The 17226-nt window shown below is 69.1% G+C and carries 15 protein-coding genes; 7 read left to right on the top strand and 8 right to left on the bottom strand.

Features of this window, described 5'->3' with window-relative positions:
• Positions 1 to 42 precede the first annotated feature (42 nt).
• On the top strand, positions 43 to 573 hold the full coding sequence (locus OHZ10_RS21760) for a hypothetical protein (RefSeq protein ID WP_342705760.1): 531 nt from the start codon (positions 43 to 45) through the stop codon (positions 571 to 573).
• Positions 570 to 1163 carry a peroxidase-related enzyme gene (locus OHZ10_RS21755; protein ID WP_340625302.1) on the top strand — a complete coding sequence of 198 codons (594 nt, stop codon included), beginning with the start codon at positions 570 to 572 and terminating at the stop codon, positions 1161 to 1163. Before OHZ10_RS21760 ends, OHZ10_RS21755 begins: the two co-directional genes overlap by 4 nt.
• Positions 1164 to 1198: 35 nt before the next feature.
• On the opposite strand, the gene OHZ10_RS21750 is transcribed toward OHZ10_RS21755, so the two are convergent.
• Complete coding sequence (locus tag OHZ10_RS21750) at positions 1199 to 1630, bottom strand: Lrp/AsnC family transcriptional regulator (RefSeq protein ID WP_059237585.1); 432 nt, start codon at positions 1628 to 1630, stop codon at positions 1199 to 1201.
• 295 nt (positions 1631 to 1925) lie between these two features.
• Between OHZ10_RS21750 and OHZ10_RS21745 the strand changes: the two genes are divergently transcribed.
• Complete coding sequence (locus OHZ10_RS21745; protein WP_059237586.1) at positions 1926 to 3005, top strand: ornithine cyclodeaminase; 1080 nt, start codon at positions 1926 to 1928, stop codon at positions 3003 to 3005.
• Between the two features lie 59 nt (positions 3006 to 3064).
• Positions 3065 to 4066 carry a citrulline utilization hydrolase CtlX gene (gene ctlX, locus OHZ10_RS21740; RefSeq protein ID WP_174992860.1) on the top strand — a complete coding sequence of 334 codons (1002 nt, stop codon included), beginning with the start codon at positions 3065 to 3067 and terminating at the stop codon, positions 4064 to 4066.
• An 85-nt stretch (positions 4067 to 4151) separates the two neighbouring features.
• On the opposite strand, the gene OHZ10_RS21735 is transcribed toward ctlX, so the two are convergent.
• The 4 genes from OHZ10_RS21735 to OHZ10_RS21720 all read right to left on the bottom strand — a co-directional run bounded on the left by OHZ10_RS21735 (position 4152) and on the right by OHZ10_RS21720 (position 10021).
• Entirely contained in the window at positions 4152 to 6896 is a 2745-nt protein-coding gene (locus OHZ10_RS21735; RefSeq protein ID WP_342705759.1) for an Hsp70 family protein, read from the bottom strand.
• Between the two features lie 5 nt (positions 6897 to 6901).
• Complete coding sequence (locus OHZ10_RS21730) at positions 6902 to 8743, bottom strand: Hsp70 family protein (RefSeq protein WP_059237589.1); 1842 nt, start codon at positions 8741 to 8743, stop codon at positions 6902 to 6904.
• Entirely contained in the window at positions 8740 to 9330 is a 591-nt protein-coding gene (locus OHZ10_RS21725; protein ID WP_059237590.1) for a DUF2760 domain-containing protein, read from the bottom strand. The genes OHZ10_RS21730 and OHZ10_RS21725 overlap by 4 nt, the downstream gene beginning before the upstream one ends.
• Positions 9331 to 9580: 250 nt before the next feature.
• Positions 9581 to 10021: an RrF2 family transcriptional regulator gene (locus OHZ10_RS21720; protein ID WP_174992863.1), complete on the bottom strand. Its 441-nt coding sequence runs from the start codon at positions 10019 to 10021 to the stop codon at positions 9581 to 9583.
• A 140-nt stretch (positions 10022 to 10161) separates the two neighbouring features.
• On the opposite strand from OHZ10_RS21720, the gene OHZ10_RS21715 reads away from it, so the two are divergent.
• Positions 10162 to 11076 (top strand): NAD(P)/FAD-dependent oxidoreductase, encoded by a 915-nt coding sequence (locus OHZ10_RS21715; RefSeq protein ID WP_342705758.1) that lies wholly within the window; start codon positions 10162 to 10164, stop codon positions 11074 to 11076.
• Positions 11077 to 11095: 19 nt separating this feature from the next.
• On the opposite strand, the gene OHZ10_RS21710 is transcribed toward OHZ10_RS21715, so the two are convergent.
• The 3 genes from OHZ10_RS21710 to OHZ10_RS21700 form a co-directional block, all read right to left on the bottom strand.
• A complete protein-coding gene (locus OHZ10_RS21710) occupies positions 11096 to 12541 on the bottom strand; it encodes an MFS transporter (protein ID WP_340625307.1) in 1446 nt (481 codons plus the stop codon).
• A 14-nt stretch (positions 12542 to 12555) separates the two neighbouring features.
• Positions 12556 to 13692, bottom strand: a complete 1137-nt coding sequence (gene psrA / locus OHZ10_RS21705; RefSeq protein ID WP_256086742.1) for an iron-containing alcohol dehydrogenase PsrA — start codon at positions 13690 to 13692, stop codon at positions 12556 to 12558.
• Positions 13693 to 13935: 243 nt separating this feature from the next.
• On the bottom strand, positions 13936 to 14811 hold the full coding sequence (locus tag OHZ10_RS21700; protein ID WP_059237593.1) for a LysR substrate-binding domain-containing protein: 876 nt from the start codon (positions 14809 to 14811) through the stop codon (positions 13936 to 13938).
• Positions 14812 to 14944: 133 nt separating this feature from the next.
• Here OHZ10_RS21700 and OHZ10_RS21695 point away from each other — a divergent pair, with 133 nt between their 5' ends.
• The gene (locus OHZ10_RS21695) at positions 14945 to 15904 is read left to right on the top strand and encodes a LysR substrate-binding domain-containing protein (RefSeq protein WP_407045105.1); all 960 of its coding nucleotides are present in this window, start codon (positions 14945 to 14947) and stop codon (positions 15902 to 15904) included.
• 129 nt (positions 15905 to 16033) lie between these two features.
• On the top strand, positions 16034 to 17164 hold the full coding sequence (locus tag OHZ10_RS21690) for a DSD1 family PLP-dependent enzyme (protein ID WP_342705757.1): 1131 nt from the start codon (positions 16034 to 16036) through the stop codon (positions 17162 to 17164).
• Positions 17165 to 17226 lie beyond the last annotated feature (62 nt).

Below are 17226 nucleotides of genomic sequence, written 5' to 3'. Positions count from 1 at the left end.
GCGCGCCATCGATCACACCGACGAAGAAGGAAAAACGAAACGATGACTGATTCCATCACGCCGGCCGCCGTGCCGGATACGATCGACGCGGTCGCGGGCCTGCGCGACGGCGACGCCGTCGCCGCGCTGCGCCGTGCACGCGCCAAGGTGCTGCTGCATACGCAGTTGAGCGAAGCCGCGTTGTTCGATCCCGCATTGCCCGATCTTTCGCTGGTCGAGCGGCTGCATGCGGCAAGGTACGTCGCGCGGAAGTCGAATGCATCCGCGCTGGCCGACACCTATCGCGCCCGGCTGCTCGACGCGGGCGGCTCGGCCGGCGACATCGAACAGGCCGATGCCGACGCGTTCGACGCACTGCCGCAACGCGTTGGCGCGATCCTCGCGCACGCGAAGCGCCTGGCGCTCTCCCCTGTCGATGCGCGCGCATCCGATCTCGACGCGCTGAAGTCGGCCGGCCTCACGACGCCCGCGATCGTCGCGCTGTCGCAGCTCGTGGCGTTCGTCGCCTATCAGTTGCGCGTCGCCGTTGCCGCCCGTGCGCTTCAGGCACGCAAGACCAGGGAGGCTGCATGACGACGGCAACCCACGGCTTCACGTCCGACACGCTCGGCTGGCGCGCCTGGCTCGACACGGTCTCGCTCGATGCGGCGACGCCCGATCAGCTTGCGGTGCTCGAAGCGAGCCACCCGCAGGCGAAGACGTCCGACTACTACCTGCTGCTCGTCCATCTGCCCGAGATCCTGCGACAACGCTCGGGCGTGTTCAACGCGATCATGTACGGTCCCGGCGGACTCTCACGCGCCGAGCGCGAACTGGCCAGCACGGCCGTATCGCGCGTGAATGGCTGCGTGTATTGCGCGTCGGTGCATGCGCAGCGCTTCGCGCAACTCGCGAAACGCACCGATGCGATCGAGCAGGTGTTCGACGATCCGGCGACGGCCGGCACGACGACGCGCGAACGCGCGATCGTCCGTTATGCGATCGCATTGACCGAACGCCCCGACGCGATCGACGAACGCGCCATCGCGGCGCTCGAAGCCGAAGGGCTGACGCACGAAGAGATTCTCGACCTGTCGCACGCGGTTGCGATCTTCGCGTGGGCGAACCGGCTGATGCTGACACTGGGCGAACCGGTGTTTCCGGAACCGGCGGCCAGCGCCTGACTGCACGGAAAGACGGGCTGCGGGCCCCGCCCGCGTTACGCCTTGTGCGTCGACAGCAAGATACTCGTCTCGGTATTCGCGATCCCGTCGATCAGCCGGATCGCACCGAGCACGCGATCGAAGTGCTCGAGCGAATCGGCATGCAGCTCGGCGACGAGATCCCAGCGCCCGTTCGTGCTGTGGATCGACGCGACGTTCGGATGCCCGCGCAGCACCTTCACCACCTCCGCGCCGCGATTGCCCTGCACCGCGATCGACATCAGCGCGCGGATCCGGTGGCGTTCCGCCGCCGGCTTGAGCCGCACCGTATAACCGACGATCACGCCGTTTTTCTCCAGCCGCGTCAGCCGGTTCTGCACGGTCGCACGCGCGACGCGCAATGCCTTCGCCAGCGCGACGACGGGCAGTCGCGCGTTGTCGCGCAGCAGTGCGATGAGCTGACGGTCGACGTCGTCGAGCGTGATCATGAACGGGCTTCCAGTTGAGCGTGAGCCGGCCGCCAGCGTGCCGGAGACTGCGCATTCCGGCCAGTGCAAACCGGACACATTGCCGGAATGGGCTGGCAATTTGCCAAGTCTATCGAGAAATCTGCCACTTTTGCTGTCTTTTTGTTGGCTCGACTCACGGAAATAATGACTCCATCGACCGGCCGACCACGCCGCGCCGAGGCTTTTCCAGGAAGCCCGGACGCGCGCCGAAGCCCCGCCCGGTCGACCAGAACGCCAGGACACCCGTACCGGCACTGAATATGGAGACAGACCGATGACCCGCTTCCTCGACGTTCCCGCCACCGCCCGCCTGATCGCCAGGACCGGCGTGACGACGTTCCTGCGCGAACTCGTCGACACGCTGCGCGCCGATTACCTGCACTGGGCCGATTTCGACAAGTCGCCGCGCGTCGCCTGCCATTCGCGCGACGGCGTGATCGAGCTGATGCCCGTCGCGAACGCGTCGCTGTTCGCGTTCAAGTACGTGAACGGCCACCCCGTCAACGCGGCGCGCGGCATGCACACGGTGATGGCGTTCGGCGCGCTCGCCGAAGTCGATACCGGCTACCCGCTGCTGCTCGCCGAACTCACGCTCACCACCGCGCTGCGCACGGCCGCCACGTCGGTGCTCGCCGCCCAGCTGCTGGCGCGGCCCGATTCGCGCAAGATGGCGCTGATCGGCAACGGCGCGCAGAGCGAATTCCAGGCGATCGCGTTCCACACGCTGCTCGGCATCGACGAAATCCGCGTATTCGACGTCGATCCGCTCGCGACCGACAAGCTCGTGCAGAACCTCGCCGCGTATCCGGCGTTGCGCGTCGTGCGCGCGGCATCGACCGCCGACGCCGTGCGCGGCGCCGACATCGTGACGACCGTCACCGCCGACAAGGCGTACGCGACCATCGTCACGGCCGACATGATCGAGCCCGGCATGCACCTGAACGCCGTCGGCGGCGATTGCCCCGGCAAGACCGAGCTCGAAGCGGGCGTGCTGCACGCAGGCCGCGTGTTCGTCGAATTCGAGCCGCAGTCGCGCATCGAAGGCGAGATCCAGCAGATGCCGGCCGACTTCCCCGTCACCGAACTGTGGCGCGTGCTGCAACGCGAGACGACCGGCCGCGAACGCGCGGATGAAGTCACCGTGTTCGATTCGGTCGGCTTCGCGCTCGAGGATTACTCGGCGCTGCGCTACCTGTACGCGCTCGCGCAGCAGCACAACGCGGGCGTCGAGATCGCGCTGATTCCGCCGGCCGTCGATCCGAAGAACCTGTTCGCGCTGATCGACGACCCCGCTGCGATCGCGCAGGGTCACGCTGCGTTCGTGACCGAAGCCGTCGCCGCGTTCGCGCGCTGACCGTCATCCGCGGGCGGCCCGTGCGCCGCCCGTTTTCCTGCCCTTCGCTCCTGCCTTTCATGAATCTCGTATCGATCCAGGCGCCGGCCGCCGTCGTGATGATCCGGCCGCACCGCTTCCTGCCGAACCCGCAGACCGCGGCCGACAATGCGTTCCAGCGCACGGCCGGCGGCGGCGCGGGCGACACACCGTCGGTATCGGCCGCCGCGCGCGACGAAGTCACGGCCGCCGCGCAGACGCTTGCCGACGCGGGCGTGCGCGTGCACGTGTTCGACGACCACGGCGAGCGCGACACGCCCGACTCCGTGTTCCCGAACAACTGGTTCTCGACGCATCCGGGCGGCCATGTCGCGCTGTTTCCGATGTACAGCCCAAACCGCCGCCGCGAGCGGCGCGCGGACGTGATCGAGATGCTGAAGGCCGAGTATCGCGTGCAGGACGTGATCGACTACTCGGGGCTCGAATACGACGACGTGTTTCTCGAAGGCACCGGCGCGATGGTGCTCGACCACGTCGCACGGATCGCGTACACGGCGCGTTCGCGCCGCGCCGATCCGGTCGCGCTCGAACGCTTCTGCACGAACTTCAATTTCGAGCCGATCTGCTTCGATACCGCCGATGCGAGCGGGCGGCCGATTTATCACACGAACGTGATGATGAGCGTCGCGACCGAATTCGCGATGGTCGGCCTCGACCTGATCGCCGACAGCCGGCGCCGCGGCGAAATCGCACAACGCCTGACCGAAACGGGACGCGCGGTGATCGCGCTCGATCAATCGCAAATCGAGAATTTCGCCGGCAATACGCTGGAACTGTCGGGCAAGGACGGCCGCGTGCTCGCGCTGTCGCGACGTGCGTTCGATTGCCTCACGCGCGACCAGCGAACGGTGATCGAACGCTCCGCGCGGCTGCTACCGCTCGACGTGCCGACGATCGAACTGGCCGGCGGGTCGGTGCGCTGCATGCTCGCGGGGATTCATCTCGCGCGGCGTCATGCGGCGCACGATGCGCCGGAAATCGAAGCAGTGGACCGGCAACGCGAAGCGGTATCGCACGCCTGAAGGGAAAGCGCATCGGCCTCACGTTACCGCCGACGCAACCGGATGCTTCGACCTGCGAACGAGGCCGAAGCATCCTGCACGCCGTTCAAACGGCCAGCAGCTTCAATCCGGCCGGCAATGTCTCGCCGAACACGCGCACCGTATCGGCTTCGTCGAATGCGATCGCTTCACGCACCATGTCGATCCAGGCCGACGATGCATTCGCAGCCGACAGGCGCTTGATGACCGCCTCGCGCATAGCGTCGGGCAAATCGCGCGAACGATCGCCGGTCATCCGCGCAATCTGTGCGGCCGCGAACGCGGCCGGCTCGACCTGTTTCCAGTCGAGCGCGAACAGCGCATCGAGCCAGCCATTGGCCACTTCCGCCGGCACCACACTGTGCGCGCTGCCGTAGAACGGCCGGCGCGCACCGATCCGCCCGAGCGCCCACGCGCAAAGCGCACGCTCGGCCGGCTTCTGCAGTTGCGCGATCAGGCGCTCGGCCAGTTCGACCTTGCGCTCGACCGGCAGCCGTTCGAGCGACGCGGACAGCCGTGTCATGTCGGCCGGGCCGACCTTGCCCGGATCGAACGGCAGCTTGCGGCGCTTGTCGTCCGACGGTTCGAGGAACGCGATCGCGTCACGCACCTGCGTCTGCGCATCGTCGTCGAGGCCGCCGGCCACGCGCCGCCACAGCGTCCACCACTCGGACCACACCTGTCCGTCGGTCACGTATTGAATCCCGTCGTCGAACAGCGGCCACAGCTGCTCGATGCGCCATGCATCGAGCGGATGACCGAAACCCGGACGCAGGCAATAACCGGCAAGGTTCAGCCACGCGCGTTCGTGATCGGCCGAGCGGCGTCGGCGCCGTGCGCGCGCGAGCAACGCGTCGAACAGTTCTCGCGCGAGCGCCACATCCCACGCTTCGCGCGCGCCGAGCACGTGCTCAAGTTGTACGCGTAACCGGCGCGTGTCCTTCGGCGTCACGTCCGCGGCCTTGCTGCCGAACGAGCGCTCGATCAGCTCGATCGCCTGGTCGAGCCGCGGATGCCGCGCGGGCCCGGCATCGTCGCCTTGCACCGGCGCATCGCCGCGCAACTGGAATTCGAGCCGCCAGCGGCGCGCCGCGTCGTCGGTCGCGATGCAGTGCATTTCGAGCGTGCCGACCTCCGTCAGCGACGCGGTGAGCTTCACCGGCGTTTCGCGTGCGTCGCTGCCCGCCTTTGCGTCGACGACCGTCGCGATCGGCGGCAGCCGCACGAAATCGCCGCCGTCGAGATCGACGAGATCGCCGGGTTGATACTTCGTCTCGGCCACCGTCGACACGAGGTGGAAACGCACCGGCTGTCCGAGCTGCAACGCGAACGTGCGATCGTCGAGCCGGATCTCGCGGCCCTCTTCCGTACCGCGCGGCAGCAGGCAGACGCCGCGCGCGGCCGAATCGGCCGCACCGTCGTCGAGCACAAGGAAATAGCTGCGCGCGGAGCCGCCGCCGATACGGGGCGCACGCCCGGCTCGCGCAAGCCCGTATGCGACGGCACCACGCGCGACGGCCACATCCGGATGCGCGTTGTGCAACACGTCGAGCGGCGCGCCGCGCCACGCGCCGAGCGTCTGCGCGAGACGGCCGGCGAGCGCGCCCGCGCGGAACACGCCGCCGTTGAGCAGCAGCGTGTCGGGCAGCGGGCCTTCCGCATGACGGTTCAGGAATGCGGCGACGTGCCGCGTGACGGCCGCGTCGCTCGCATACGGCAGCCCGAATTCGACGATCGCCGCGCGCGCACGGCGCGGCAGCTCGCCGGCTTCGACCTGCGGAAAGAAACCGTCGACGACGATCTGCTCGACTTCCTGCCGCGTCAGTTCGGCCGAGCGCGCGCCGCCGACGAGCTTGCTGCCTGCGCCGAGCAGCGTGACGGTGACGGACGCCGGCGCGTCGTCGCCGAGCAGCCGCTCCTTCGCCGCGCGGCAGCGCTCGACGAGCTGCGACAGGCTCGCGGCCGACAACCGCGTGCCGGGCTCGGTCAGCCGCGTTTCGACCAGGCGCGCAAGCGCGAGGTCCATGTTGTCGCCGCCGAGCATCAGGTGATTGCCGACGCCGACGCGTGTAAACGCCGGCTCGCCGTCGTCGCCTGGCGCGACATCGACGAGCGTGAGGTCGGTCGTGCCGCCGCCGACGTCGCAGATCAGCACGCGCCGCGCAGCGGCAAACGTATCGCGCAGCGTGTCGCGCTGACCGTACAACCAGTCGTAGAACGCGGCCTGCGGCTCTTCCAGCAGCCGCAGCGCCGGCAGCTTCGCGCGCCGCGCGGCCTCGATCGTCAACGCGCGCGCGCCGTCGTCGAACGACGCGGGCACCGTCAGGATCACGTCCTGCTGCGCGAGCGGCGCATCGGGAAAGCGCGCGTTCCACGCATCGCGCACATGCGCGAGATAGCTTGCGCTCGCATCGACCGGCGACACCTTGTCGACGCCCTCGGCCGCGCCCCACGGCAGGATCGCCGCGAGCCGGTCGACCGCTGCGTGCGACAGCCAGCTCTTCGCGCTCGACACGAGCCGGCCCGGCACCTGCGCGCCGAGCGTGCGCGCATAGCGGCCGATCACGGCCGGCGGCACACCGGCGGCGTTCGCCTTCGCATCGGCCGCCCACGGCAGCCGCAACGCGTCCGGCGGCAATTCGCCGGCCGCCGGGTGATAGCGCACCGACGGCAGCAGCGGCTGCGCGGCCACCGCGCCGGGGCCGACCAGTTGCTCGACGTCGAATACGCGGATCGCGTCGGAACCGGCCTCGACGTACGCGACGACCGTATTGCTCGTGCCGAGGTCGATGCCGACCGTATAACGCTTCATCGCGCTCAGGCGGCGCCGCGCACGTCGAACTCGACCTTCCAGCGCTCGTTCGTGCCGCTCGGGATCGCCTCGAGTTCGAGCGTGCCGGCTTCGGTCACGCGCGCATGCAGCTTCACGGGCACGACTTCGCCGACCGTGCGCCCTTCGGCGGGCAGCGTCGCCTGGATTTCTTCCAGTTCCTGCAGCTCTTCCGGCGACCAGTAGTCGAGCAGCGTGCCGACCTGGTCCTGGCGGCGCACCGACGAACCGAAGAAGCGGAACTGCACCGGTTCGCCGACGACGAGGCCGAACTCCTGCGGCGGCAGCGCGGCGTCGGAGCCTTCCTCCATCCCGAACGGCGCGACGCACAGCGCCTGCACCGGCGGTTCGAGCCCCGGCACCGCGGGCATCGCCGACTCGATCGCGACGTAGTACGCACGCGCCGTGCCGCCACGAATGCGCACGCCGCGGCCGCGCTTCACAAAGCCGTAGTACGCCGCGCCACGCGCGACCGCGAGGTCGAGATCGGCGCCTTCGAGCAGGCGCGCGGGCGGCGCGCCTTCGGCGGCCAGCCAGCTGTTGAGCGTATCGAGCACGCGCTGCGTGAGCAGCGTCGACTTGAACACGCCGCCGTTGAACAGCACGGCGGTCGGATGCAGGAACGTCGCGCCCTGCGGCAGCGTGCGCTGCACGCCTTCGAGCGAGTCGAGCGCCGCGACCTGGCGGCCGAGGAACGCCGCGAGATGGCGCGTGATGCCCGCGTCCTGCGCATACGGCAGGCCGAGCTGCGTCAGGCCGACCCGCGCGCGGCTCACCGGGCGCGCAGCGGCATCGACCTGCGGGAAGAAGCCTTCGAGGATCGTCTGCGTGAGTTCGGCGCGCGTGAGCTCCGTGCGGATCGAGCCGCCGATCAGCTTCGAGCCGCGGCTCGGCACGACGAGCGGCACCGCATCGGCTGACGGGTCGGACAGCAGCGTTTCCTTCGCGGCGCGGCACGCGTACGTGAGCGCGCGCAGTTGCCACGGATCGGCTTGGGTGCCCTGCTGCGCGAGCTTGCGTGCGACCACGTGCGCGAGCGCGAGGTCCATGTTGTCGCCGCCGAGCAGGATGTGCTCGCCAACGGCCACGCGATGCAGTTCGAGATTGCCGTCGCGCTCGACCACCGCGATCAGCGACAGGTCGGTCGTGCCGCCGCCGACGTCGACGCACAGGATCAGGTCGCCGACCTGCACCTGCTTGCGCCAGCCGCCCTGGCTCTTCTGGATCCAGCTGTACAGCGCGGCCTGCGGCTCCTCGAGCAGCGTCATCCGCGAGTAGCCGGCGGCGCGTGCCGCCTCGGCCGTCAGTTCGCGCGCGGCCGGATCGAACGACGCAGGGATCGTGACCGTTACGTCCTGGTCGGCGAACGGTGCATCGGGATGCGCGTGGTCCCACGCTTCGCGCAGGTGCGTCAGGTAGCGGATCGAGCTTTCCAGCGGCGACACGCGCGACACTTCCGGCGGCGCATCGCTCGGCAGGATCGCCGCGCGGCGGTCGACGCCGGGGTGGCACAGCCAGCTCTTCGCGCTCGACACGAGGCGGATCGGCGTGCCGGCGCCGCGCGTGCGTGCCATTTCGCCAACCGCGAAGGCGCGCGATGCCGTCCACGGCAGCGTCAGGTCGCCCTGCGTCAGTTCGCTTTCATGCGGCAGATAGAGGAACGACGGCAGCAGGTCGCGCGATTCCAGCGCGCCGGGCGCGGTCAGCTGCGCGATCGGCAGCACTTGCTGCGTGATCTTTTCGCCGTCGCTTGCGCTGCTGTCGACATACGACAGCGCGCAGTGGGTCGTCCCGAGGTCGATACCGATCGAATAGCGCGGATCGCTCACAGTTCCACCTCCGCCGGTGCGACCACCGAAGCGTCGTGGCTGCCCGTCAGCTTCGGCAGGCGCACGTCGGCCACACGCCAGCCGCGATGGCTGACCGTGCCCGTGAACGGCGCCGAGCCGACCACGTTGCCCGTCACGCGCACGGCCGTCGCGTCGAAGCCGGCCGGCAGCGTCACGCGGCTGCCTTCCGCTTCATCGCGCACCGGCACGATCGTGAAGTGTTCGCGCAGCGCAGCGCGGCAGCCGTCGTGCACGAGGCGTGCGGCGGCACCGATGTCGGCGTCCGCGTAGCCGGCGATGTCTTCCTCGACGAAATCGATGAAGCGCGCATCGCGCTGCAGCAGGCCGAGCAGTTGCAGCGCAGCCTGCGGGCTCGCTTCGCGCAGCTCGGGCGCCGGCGCCTTCACGGGTGCGGGCGCCGGTGCAACCGGCGCGGCAGCCGGGGCCGGGGTCGGCGCGACCGGCGCCGGGGCGCCATCGCGGACGCGCAGCACGCCGGCCGCGAACTCGCGGTTGCCGAGCACGGAGAAGAACGTGCCGACGGCCAGCGACAGCCGGCCGAAGAAGGACAGGTTGGATTCGGGCATGGGGTCTGGACTCCTGTGGGCTCGCGACATGGCGAGCGATCTTGCCTGGGCGCCGGGCGGCGGCGTGCGGATTGCGCACTGCCGCCGCCCGGCGCGTGATTCGGTCGCGCCCTCGCGGGTGCGGAAAACCCGTATTTTGCCCTGTGGCGGGCGAACCGGGCAGAAGTTGGGGGACAGAACATCGCGGCACGGCAGTTTCAGCCGCGCCGGATCGCTCGTCAGGTGCGAGCGACCGCGATGCTGCGATGCGTCAGCGCGGCTGGCGCAGCCGGGCCGCCTTCGCCTCGAAATCGCGCGACAGCATGCCGAGCGTGACTTCGCCGAAGCGCGCCAGCAGCGATGCTTCGGCATCCTTCAGCGTGGCCGACAGATGTGCGTTGACGGCCTGTTCGACCAGGCATTCGGGCTCGTCCTCCGGCACCAGGTCGGAAAACAGCGGCGGCTCGCCCACCGCGCGATAGACGTCGAGCAGCGTGATGTCGTCGAGCGCGACGCTCAACGCCCAGCCACCGCCGTGCCCTTTCTCCGACTGCACGTAGCCGCCATCGCGCAGGCCGCCGAGCAAGCGCCGCACGACGACCGGATTCGTGCACAGCATCGTCGCGATCGTCTCCGACGTCAGCGGGCCGTCGGCCTGGTCCATGTGGATCAGCGCATGCAGCATGCGCGACAAACGGCTGTCGGTTCTCACGGGCGGCACTCCCCTCTCTCGAAACTTCTGAAGTTGCATGAATGATACCATCGCCCTATCATGCAACTTCTCGTGTTTCATGAGTTGGCCGCCAGCGGAGCACGTGTGTCATTCACGCAGGTTCAGAAAGGAGTGGATACATGGATACCCATCATGAAGTGATCGTGGTCGGCGGCAGCTTTGCAGGACTGTCGGCCGCGATGCAGCTGGCACGGGCACGCCGTCGCGTGCTCGTGATCGACGCAGGCCGGCCGCGCAACCGCTTTGCCGAACACGCGCACGGTTTCTTCGGACAGGACGGCAAGCCGCCCGCGCAGATCGTCGCGGAAGCGACCGCGCAGCTCGCCGCGTATCCGACGGTGCAGTTGATCGAAGGCGAGGCGCGCACGGCCGAACGCGATGCGAACGGCCGCTTTCACGTGACGCTGGCCGACGGCGGCCGCGCGAGCGCCGACCGGCTGATCCTCGCGACCGGCATCCGCGACGAGCTGCCCGCGCTGCCGGGGCTCGCCGAACGCTGGGGTGTCAGCGTGCTGCATTGTCCGTACTGCCATGGATACGAAGTAAGCGGCCAGCGGCTCGGCGTGCTCGCCACCCATCCGCTCTCGGTCCATCAGGCGATCCTGATTCCGGACTGGGGCCCGACGACGTGGTTCACGCAGGGCGTCGTCGAGGAAAACGACGAAGAAGCCGCGCTGCTCGCCGCGCGCGGCGTGCGCATCGCGCGCTCGCCGGTCGTCGAGATCCTCGGCGATGCACCGCGTATCGACGCACTGCGGCTCGCCGACGGTCAAGTCGTGCCGGTCGAGGCGCTGTTCATCGGCGCGCGCACCGACATGGCCAGCGACCTCGCGCAGCAGCTCGGCTGCGCGTTCGACGAAGGGCCGCTCGGCACCGCGATTCGCGTCGATACGTGGAAGCAGACGAGCGTCGCCGGCGTGTATGCGGCCGGCGACGCGTCGAGCCTGATGACCAACGCGACGTTCGCATCGGCATCGGGCGTCGCGGCCGGCGTGGGCGCACACCGGTCGCTGATTTTCGGGCTGCACGCGTAGGCTGGCAGGCAGCCGGGAGTCACGCGATGCGCGGCGCGGCGTCCACCGCCGGCTGCGCGTCGGCTTCCGCGCTGCACGCCTCGAGCGAAATCCGCCGCGTCTCGCGCCCGTTGATCCACCACAGGCCGGCCGCGAGCGGGCCCGGCAACGCGAGCACGAGCAGCACGATCAGCGCGGCCGACGGCGCGCCGGACATCGCGTAGACGTTCGTCAGCATCAGCGGCGCGATCACCGCGCCGAGCCGGCCGATCGCGACCGACACCCCGAGCCCCGTCGCGCGAATCCGCGTCGGCAGAATCTCGGACGACACGACATAGCCCGAGATGTACGCCCATGTGACGCCGAACTGGATCAGGCAGTAGCCGAGCACCATGCCGGGCAGCGCATGCATCGCGTAGATGAACACGATAGCCGCGACGGTGAACGTGTAGCTCGCGAACAGCGACGCGCGCCGCCCCCACGCCTCGACGAGCAGCGCCGCGACGATACCGCCCGCGAGCGCCGCGGCGTTGCCGATCATGTAGTAGACCGGCATGTCGGTCGACGGTACCTTCATGTACGGCAGGATCACGAGCGCCATCAGCGACAGCACGCCGTACACGACGGCCGCCTGCGAGAAGTTCAGCGCCCCGGCCAGCGCGCAGCGCGCGCGGTACGCGCCGAACAGCTCGCCGACGTTGCGCCAGAACGCGGGCGCCTGGTGCGCGAAACGGGTCGGCGTATAACGTTTCGTCAGCTGCGCGCGATCGTTCTGCACCCGCGGATCGCGTGCCTCGCGCTCGACGATCTGCGCGACGATCGCTTCGGCTTCCGCCACGCGCCCCTGCTGGATCAGCCAGCGCGGCGACTCCGGAATCACGCGGCGAATCCAGAAGAACACCAGCGCCATCGTCGTGCCGAGGCCGAAGCCCACGCGCCATGCCCACTCGGCCGGCAACTGGTTCAGCACGAGATACGACACGGCCGCCGACAGCAACGCACCGACCGGGAAGCCCGACAGGATCAGCGCGTCGGTGCGGCCGCGATGGCGTTTCGGGATGAACTCGCCCATCGTCGCGGTCACCGCCGAATATTCGCCGCCGACGGCCAGCGCCGTCATCGCGCGGAAGAACAGGAACGCATCGTAGTTCCACGACAGCACGGTCGCGACGCTGAACAACGCGTACCAGAGCAGCGTCGCGAGAAACAGGCGCTTGCGGCCGTAGCGGTCGGCGAGATAGCCGAACGCGATTGCGCCGACGAGCATCCCGAACACCCAGATGCTGACCGCGAGCGAGCCCTGCGCGGCGCTCAGGTGCCAGTGCGACTTGAGCACGCCGAACACGCTGCCGATGATGTTGGTTTCGAACGAATCCAGCGCCCAGCCGACGCCGAGCGCGACCAGCATCAGCGTGTGAAAGCGTGTCCACGGCAGGTTGTCGAGACGCGTGAGCGCGTCGGTTTCGATCGGGTGAGACGGTGTCATGATGGAAGTCCTCGTCAGTGAAGCGCCCGCTCGGGCTGCTCCGGGCTGAAGTCGAAATGCGGAAAGCGTGCGCGCGTGCCGATGAAGTTGCGCCCGCGTGCGCCGTCGAATGCGTGATCCACGATCTGCGCCCATTCGTGCGCGCCGATCCCGTACGCGGCCGGGTGGCTCGCGACGCCGAGCGCATCGAGCAACGCGCCGAGCTGCGCGGGCGCCGTCGCCGTATCGCCGAAGATCTCGCGCAGCGCGGCGTCGCACGCGGCGTCGACGCCGAGCGCCGCCTGCATCACGGCCGGCAGGCAGAACGAGCACGCGATGCCGTGCGCGACGCCGCGCGTCAGCGTGATCGCGTAGGAAATGTTGTGGGCGAGCGCGGTATGCGTGTTCGAGAACGCGAGCCCCGCGCGCAGCGCGCCGAGCGCCATGTCGCTGCGCGCGTCGAGATCGTCGGGATGCGCATTCACGCGGCCGAGGCCGCGTATCAGTTCGCGCGCCGCCTGCACGGCGAGGCCGCGTGTCACCGGGTTCGCATGGATGTTCCAGATGCTTTCGAGCGCGTGCGACAGCGCGTCGAGGCCGCTCGCGAGTGTCGGCTGCATCGGCAGGCCGACCATCAGCCGCGGATCGACGATCACCGTTTCCGGATAGAGATCGGGCCGCGACAGCGACAGCTTGCGCGCGTTGTGCGGATCCCAGACGGTCGCCCAGTGCGTCACTTCACTGCCGGTGCCGGCCGTGGTCGGGATCGCGACGATCGGCAGCGCAGGCCGCGCGGTATCGTCATTGCCGGCGCCGCCGGACAGGATGCGCAGCACGCGGTCGAAGTCGCCGTGTTCGGCGGCCAGCACTTTCGCCGAATCGATCACCGAGCCGCCGCCGAGCGCGATCAGCACGTCCGGCTTGCCGGGCAATGCGGCGAGCCGGTCGCACGCGCGACGCAGCATCGGCACCGACGGGTTCGCCTCGACGCAGTCGATCCGCGTGAGCGCCGGCCCGAGCTGTGCTTCGACACGGTCGGCGATCCGCGCGAACACCGCGTCGGGATACGTGACGATCGCGTAGCTGCGCCCGGCGAGCGCCTCGTTCAGATCCGCCAGCGCGTCGACGCCGAAGCGGATCCGGACGGGATTGTGAAAGCGCCAGTCGCTCATGCCGCCGCTCCCGCGCGACACGGCGTGCCGTGCACGTGCACGGCCCAATAATCTGCATGACGAATCATGCGGGAAGGCCAATCTGCAGCGAAGTTCATGCTCGTCCCTGGATGGAATGGGGTTGAGCAGCAGGTTAGGCATCCGCGATGACGCGTTCATGATCGAAAATCCCGGTGATCGACGATGGATCGATCGAAATTTTCGATCGATCGCCGCCGCGGGCCGGCACCGGACGATCCGCTGTCACGCGTCGAGCGGCCGGCACCGCGCGACCGCCTCGAAAAACGACGCGACCAGCCGGCTGTCGCGCCGCTCGCTCAGGCAGCACACGTGGATATGGGTTTCGACCGGATCGCCGTCGATGCGCAGCGGCCGCAGCCGCTCGTCGGGCACGTACTCGGCCTTCGACACGGTGCCGACGCCGAGCCCGCGCGCGACGGCCTCGCGCAACGCCTCGCGGCTGCCGATGTCCATCGCGATGCGCGGCGTCAGGCCGGCCGTCTCCATCGCGTCTTCGAGCGCGCGGCGCGTCGTCGAGCCCGGTTCGCGCATCAGCAGCGGCTCGCCGGCCAGTTCGCGCAGCGTGATCGCGTCGCGCGTCGCGAACGGATGGGTCGCGCGCACGAACGCGATCACCGGAAAGCTCGCATAGCGCTGCGTGAAGTAGCGCGCGTCCTCGAACGCACGCGCCACCACGCCGACGTCGCACACGTACTGGTCGAGATCGCGCAGCACGGTTTCCGAATTGCCGAGCGCGACCGACAGGTGCAGGCGCGGATGAATCGCGTGATACGCCTCGATCATCTCCGTCACGTGGAACGGGCCGACCGCGCCGATCCTCAGCGAGCCGCGCTGCAACGCACCGCTGTCGCGCAGCAGCGCGGCCGCGTCGCTCTCGTCGCTGCAGATGCGGCGCGCGATCGGCAGGAATTCGAGGCCGACCGCCGACAGTTCGACGCGCCGGCCGCGCCGGTGGAACAGCTCGACGCCGTGTTCGTGTTCGAGGGTCTGGATCTGCGACGTGATCGTCGTCTGGCTGGTGGACAGCGCACGGGCGGCCGCGGTGAAGCCGCCGTGCTGGACGACGGCGATGAAGCTGCGAAGCTGGGTGAGGGTCATGACGGACGGTCGGTCAATCGATCGGAAAATTCGTGCCGAATGCCGGACGGCATCGGGAAATTCAATGTATCGGCCGAATGTGACAAGCGCGGTCCCGCCGCGTCGATGGCTTCGCCGCGTGATATGCGGTTTAATGACCGACGCCCCCAGCATTAAGAGACATGAAATGCTCGATCTCGACGACCTGCGGCTCGTCCGCGCGATCGGCGCGTCGCGCTCACTGGCCGCTGCCGCGCGCCTGCTCGACCTCACGCCGCCCGCGGTCACGATTCGCCTGCAGCGGATGGAAGCGCGCCTGAACGCGCGGCTCGCGGTGCGGCAGCCGAAAGGGATTGCGCTGACCGACGAAGGGCAGCGGCTCTACCAGGAGGCCGTCGGCATTCTCGAGCGCGTGGAGGCGCTGCCGGTCAGCATCGCGGGCGATCACGGCGACGTGCAGGGCACGCTGCGCGTCGTCGCTCCGCTCGGCTTCGGCCGCCAGTACGTCGCGCGGATCGTGCGCGATGTGCAGCGCGCGCACCCGAAGCTCGAAATCTCGCTGCACCTGTCGGAGAGCCCGCTGACCAGCGCGCCGGGAGCCGACGTGGTCGTCCATGTCGGCAGCCTCAGGTCGTCGTCGTGGATCGGCTATCCGCTCGCGCCCAACGAGCGTTTCCTGTGTGCGAGCCCGGCTTATGCGCGCCGCATCAAGGACCTGAATCATCCGTCCGACCTCGCGCGATACGACTGCCTGTGCCTGCGCGAAAACGACGAGGACATTCCGCGCTGGCGTTTCTCGCCCGATGGTGACGTCAAGGGCGAGTCGCGGCGGTCCGCCGTCATTCGCGTTTCCGGCGCGCTGTCGTCGAACGACGGCACCGTCATCACCGAATGGGCGCTGGCCGGGCTCGGCATCGTCGAACGCTCGGAGTGGGACGTCGCGCCGCTACTCGCGAACGGCAAGCTCGTCCGGCTGCTGCCCGGCTGGCACCTGCCGTCCGCGCCGGTGACGGCGCTGTTGCCGTCGCGCACCGGCCGTTCGGCGCGCCAGCGGGTCTTTCTCGAAGCCGCGCGGCAGTTTCTCGATCCGCCGCCGTGGCGTGCCAACGCATGAGTCGCGCCACGCGTCCGCGAGGTCCGCTTGATTAAGTCGCATTTAATGATGGATTAGTCCTGCGTTAAACACGGTGCATGCCAATCGTCCTACAGTGTCCGCATCGGCAACCTCGCAATCGAACCCATCGTGGACCTTCAAACCCTCAACACCCCGGCCGCGTTGATCGATGTCGGCCGCATGCATCGCAACATCGCGCGCATGCAGGCGCATCTGGACACGTTCGGCGTCACGTTCCGGCCGCACGTCAAAACCACCAAATGCCGGCACGTCGTCGATGCGCAGATCGCGGCGGGCGCACCGGGCATCACGGTGTCGACGCTCAAGGAAGCCGAGCAGTTCTTCGCGGGCGGCGTACGCGACATCGTCTATGCGGTCGGCATGGTGCCCGCCAAGCTCGGCCAGGCGCTTGCGTTGCGCCGGCAAGGCTGCGACCTGAAGATCGTCGCCGACAGCCTGCAGGCCGCGCACGCGATCGCCGCGTTCGGGCGCGAGCACGGCGAACGCTTCGACGTGTGGATCGAGGTCGACGTCGACGGCCACCGCTCGGGCATCCCGCCCGCAGCCGACCTGCTGATCGACGTCGGCCGCGCACTGGTCGACGGCGGGATGGTGCTCGGCGGGGTGCTGGCCCATGCGGGCTCCAGCTACGAATTCGACACGCCCGACGCGCTGGCGGCGGTCGCCGAACAGGAGCGCAGCCGCACCGTGCGGGCCGCGGAGCGCCTGAGAGCCGCCGGGCTGCCCTGCCCGGTCGTGAGCATCGGCTCGACGCCCACCGCGCTGTCGGCGCAACGCCTCGACGGCGTGACCGAGGTGCGCGCCGGCGTGTACGTGATGTTCGACCTGGTGATGCACAACATCGGCGTATGCGGACTGTCCGATATCGCGCTGTCGGTGCTGACCACCGTGATCGGCCATCAGGAAGAGAAAGGCTGGGCGATCGTCGATGCAGGCTGGATGGCGATGAGCCGCGACCGCGGCACGCAGCGCCAGGCGCACGATTTCGGCTACGGGCAGGTCTGCACCGAAGCCGGCGACGTGCTCGGCGACTACGTGATGAGCGCGGCCAACCAGGAGCACGGGATCGTATCGCGCACGGGCTCGCCGGACACCGGCATCGCGCAACGGTTTCCGATCGGCACGCGCCTGCGCATCCTGCCGAATCATGCGTGCGCGACCGGCGCGCAACATCCCGAATACCAGGCCATCGGCGAAGGCGGCGCCGCACAAACGTGGCCGCGCTTCTACGGCTGGTGAGCGACGCCCGGGGTCCACGCCGCTCCGCCACGGATTGACTATTTATCCAAATCTGGACAAAA

Source organism: Burkholderia arboris (assembly GCF_038723655.1).
GTDB classification, from domain to species: Bacteria; Pseudomonadota; Gammaproteobacteria; order Burkholderiales; family Burkholderiaceae; genus Burkholderia; species Burkholderia arboris.
The sequence above is the reverse complement of the archived record's forward strand: the minus strand, read 5'-3'. Positions and strand labels throughout refer to the sequence as shown.

What these genes read in the sequence shown, in the direction of transcription:
- OHZ10_RS21755 (WP_340625302.1), top strand. Translation starts at nt 570, where the DNA reads ATGACGACGGCAACCCACGGCTTCACGTCCGACACGCTCGGCTGGCGC.
- OHZ10_RS21725 (WP_059237590.1), bottom strand. Translation starts at nt 9,330, where the DNA reads ATGCCCGAATCCAACCTGTCCTTCTTCGGCCGGCTGTCGCTGGCCGTC.
- OHZ10_RS21750 (WP_059237585.1), bottom strand. Translation starts at nt 1,630, where the DNA reads ATGATCACGCTCGACGACGTCGACCGTCAGCTCATCGCACTGCTGCGC.
- OHZ10_RS21735 (WP_342705759.1), bottom strand. Translation starts at nt 6,896, where the DNA reads ATGAAGCGTTATACGGTCGGCATCGACCTCGGCACGAGCAATACGGTC.
- psrA (WP_256086742.1), bottom strand. Translation starts at nt 13,692, where the DNA reads ATGAGCGACTGGCGCTTTCACAATCCCGTCCGGATCCGCTTCGGCGTC.
- OHZ10_RS21745 (WP_059237586.1), top strand. Translation starts at nt 1,926, where the DNA reads ATGACCCGCTTCCTCGACGTTCCCGCCACCGCCCGCCTGATCGCCAGG.
- OHZ10_RS21710 (WP_340625307.1), bottom strand. Translation starts at nt 12,541, where the DNA reads ATGACACCGTCTCACCCGATCGAAACCGACGCGCTCACGCGTCTCGAC.
- OHZ10_RS21695 (WP_407045105.1), top strand. Translation starts at nt 14,945, where the DNA reads ATGACCGACGCCCCCAGCATTAAGAGACATGAAATGCTCGATCTCGAC.
- OHZ10_RS21715 (WP_342705758.1), top strand. Translation starts at nt 10,162, where the DNA reads ATGGATACCCATCATGAAGTGATCGTGGTCGGCGGCAGCTTTGCAGGA.
- ctlX (WP_174992860.1), top strand. Translation starts at nt 3,065, where the DNA reads ATGAATCTCGTATCGATCCAGGCGCCGGCCGCCGTCGTGATGATCCGG.
- OHZ10_RS21760 (WP_342705760.1), top strand. Translation starts at nt 43, where the DNA reads ATGACTGATTCCATCACGCCGGCCGCCGTGCCGGATACGATCGACGCG.
- OHZ10_RS21700 (WP_059237593.1), bottom strand. Translation starts at nt 14,811, where the DNA reads ATGACCCTCACCCAGCTTCGCAGCTTCATCGCCGTCGTCCAGCACGGC.